At 33.2% G+C, this 2,959-nt stretch carries 5 protein-coding genes; all 5 read right to left on the bottom strand.

Translation table 11 applies throughout. The annotated features are described in order from the left end of the window. Positions 1-628: conserved phage C-terminal domain-containing protein (locus VSR82_RS39530; protein WP_498858871.1), on the bottom strand; the 628-nt coding region annotated here is incomplete at its 3' end. Beyond that, the gene (locus VSR82_RS39525) at positions 621-1,406 is read right to left on the bottom strand and encodes an AP2/ERF family transcription factor (protein WP_498858870.1); all 786 of its coding nucleotides are present in this window, start codon (positions 1,404-1,406) and stop codon (positions 621-623) included. The genes VSR82_RS39530 and VSR82_RS39525, both read right to left, overlap by 8 nt. Positions 1,407-1,411: 5 nt before the next feature. Next, a complete protein-coding gene (locus VSR82_RS39520; RefSeq protein ID WP_019236200.1) occupies positions 1,412-1,642 on the bottom strand; it encodes a helix-turn-helix transcriptional regulator in 231 nt (76 codons plus the stop codon). Further along, positions 1,639-2,307 (bottom strand): putative HNHc nuclease, encoded by a 669-nt coding sequence (locus tag VSR82_RS39515; RefSeq protein WP_498858869.1) that lies wholly within the window; start codon positions 2,305-2,307, stop codon positions 1,639-1,641. The genes VSR82_RS39520 and VSR82_RS39515 overlap by 4 nt, the downstream gene beginning before the upstream one ends. Beyond that, entirely contained in the window at positions 2,308-2,862 is a 555-nt protein-coding gene (locus VSR82_RS39510) for an NUMOD4 motif-containing HNH endonuclease (protein WP_023374913.1), read from the bottom strand. It lies immediately after the preceding gene. Between the last annotated feature and the right edge of the window lie 97 nt (positions 2,863-2,959).

Below are 2,959 nucleotides of genomic sequence, written 5' to 3'. Positions count from 1 at the left end.
TATCTATCACTTTTTTAAAGTCATCTAATCTAAAATCTTCATTCCATCTTGCTTCAATACATCTTTTGCTTTTACCGGTATTATGTTTAAATTGTTTGCCTGCTTTTTCATTTAAATAACCAATAATTTCTTTATAGGGAATCGGAGAAACAGTCGGGTTGCCCGACAATATATCTTTTGTAGTAATCTCTGTTGTATTCTCTGTAGTAATCTCTGTTAAGGATTTTTGAGTTTCTTCACTATCCATTGTTAAGTTTGTTGACTTTCCATTGTTAAGAAACTTAACAATCCATCGTGAAGTAACTTCACTATCGACTTTATAATGGACTGTAGGTGCCCCATTTGCCTTTTTTAAAGCAGTTTCTACAATCCCCATGCTTTTCAATTTTTTTATTGAACGCATTACTTGGTATTTAGATAAATGTATTTCGTCTTCCCATTCTTTATAAGATTTGTAAAAGTAACCATCTTTTCTATGAGTTCTATCCGACCAATAAATCAATTGGTTGAGTAATGCAGCAGTTGGATAATCTTCAGTAATCTTTAGATATATGGCAGGTATAGGAATAATGTTGTTTTGGCCACTGAATTGAGTAATAATTGATGAAATGTAATCTCTATTATTCATCATCAGCACCATCTTTCAGTGCTTTTATCTTATCTGGTATTTCCCAGTTAGTTATGAATTCTTTGAGTTCATCAGTTATAGACACTTTATTTAAAATGGCATCAGATCCATATAGAAAAACAACTATTTTGTTATATGCTAAAGCTGCCTTTTCTCTACTGTCGAAGTACTCTGTGCTATATAGTTTTCCTTTATATTTTTTTCTAGCAGAAAACTTAGAAGGCATATCTGTATGATTACCAATACCTCTGTAACCGTATTTATTTGTATTTCTTGTATTGTTAAATCCTTTATGAGGGAAATAGTCTCTTTTTTGACGTGAGTCATTGCCAATAATGTTTTTAAATCCATTACCTCCCCAAAATTCATCAACAGCCCGATTATAAGATTTAGCTGCCATATCTTCCGATTCGAAAAATCCTAAATGCTTTTGTTTACCTTCAACATTTATTTTTGCAACCCATTTATTAGCGTCTTTCCGCCAATTCACTCCTTTGTATTTAGAAGAACCGTTACTTTTCGGTTTTCCCCATCTTGATCGACTACCTTTTGTAGTTAAATTATTCTTAGTAAAATCGTTGTTTTTATTTTTTTGAAAACTGCCATTTTGTATATATGTCGTTAACAAAATGTCCTTTCTTTTAACTCCGATTTTAGTATGGATATATCTTGTATTACCTTTAAAATATTTGCGCCAAATATGTTGATTCACTCTCTCGTAATCATCATCATCAACAAAAATTTCTTCTCCATCTTGTAAAAATATTGATTTAACCATGTTTCTCACTCCCCGTACAATATCCATTCTGGAGTTGTATTGTATTCTTCTGCTATTTTCCTAACAGTTTTCATCGGTGGTAATTGCCATCTATTCTCCCAGCGATTAACTGCTATACGTCCAACTCCAACACGTTCTCCGAATTCAACTTGTGATAATTTTTCATTCATTCTTAAACTATTTATTCTGTGAGCGATACGCATTCTATCTTCAAGCGTAATCATTCTTGATTTCATTGTTTTACTCCTTTCAACATCGCATTAAGACGATCATCAACTTTGATCCAACTGTTTTGTAAGTGGTATTTTTCATCAAACGATTTAACACCAATCGCATGTTGTTCTGAATGATGGCGTCTACATAAAGCTAGTACATGCTTGTCGTAGTGATTCATCTTATTCCTGTTCATACCTTTACCAACTGCCTCGTAATGAGCTAAGTCACTACCTGGAGTGCTACATATCACACAATTACGATTAACAGTTGCCCAATACAACATTGCCTGGTCTCCACTTAGTAACTTGCTTGTCTCTACTCTCATAGGTATTTGGTGACGAAACATAAATGCAATAATTAATTCAATTAGCTCTTTTGCTACTTTCATGGAACAGTCACGTAAACTAATACGTTCATAACCATTCATTATTTCCAATTCTGCTTGAAATCTTTTTCTTAACGCCTCTACTGGTTCGCCCCAATGCAGCTCAATATCTCTACACATCGCAAATATCTTTTTGCGTTGTTCAATAGACATTTTTTTATTATCTGGCACTTCCACTTCTGCATTAAGTGAGTAACCGTTATCTAATAAATCTATGTGACTTCGCTCTAGTTCAACACCAGTGGCAACGACAGAGTATGTACCGTCGTTATCTTTCTGGTATCTTGTAATGCGTTGCATTTAAATCAACTTCTCCACTTTGTATTTAGTGTTATTACTAGCTATTGCAGTGTTATGACCAGCTTTCATACGACCACTTACATAACCATTAGATCTTCCTAGCCATTTATCAGCTTTAGCCATACTTATAAATTCTAATTGCATGTTTGTTATAACTTGAGTTAACCTAACTTTCATATTTGTTTTCATAAGACCAGTTTCGAAAGCATGTCTGTTATTTTCTAAATGTGTACACCACTCAAGATTTTCTACATTATTATTTTTAGGATTACCGTCGATGTGATTAATACAATTTTTACCTTTTATTTGTGGTATAAAAGCAAAAGCTACTAATCTATGGACTAAAAAATCTTTATGTTTACCATTTTTCCAAAGGGATACTCTTACATCTCTACCATTTGGAGTTTTGTCTTTTAAATAGCGTTGTTTCCAATGTCGCCATTTTTGATAACGATTAGACCAACTAACTTTATTTTTATGAGTTCTGACTCTACCTTTATTACTGACTTCGTATATGCCCTCATAACCTACAACATCTTTCCAAATCTCGTTCATCTAGTACCTCCTAAAACGGGAGTGTAGAATCATCTATATCAACTGTATTATTTGCATTGCCAAATGGATTGTCTTGTTTACTCATTGGTGTTTGTTG

Source organism: Burkholderia sp. JPY481 (genome assembly GCF_038900515.1).
GTDB classification, from domain to species: Bacteria; Pseudomonadota; Gammaproteobacteria; order Burkholderiales; family Burkholderiaceae; genus Paraburkholderia; species Paraburkholderia youngii.
This window is presented reverse-complemented; position numbering and strand designations above follow the sequence as displayed.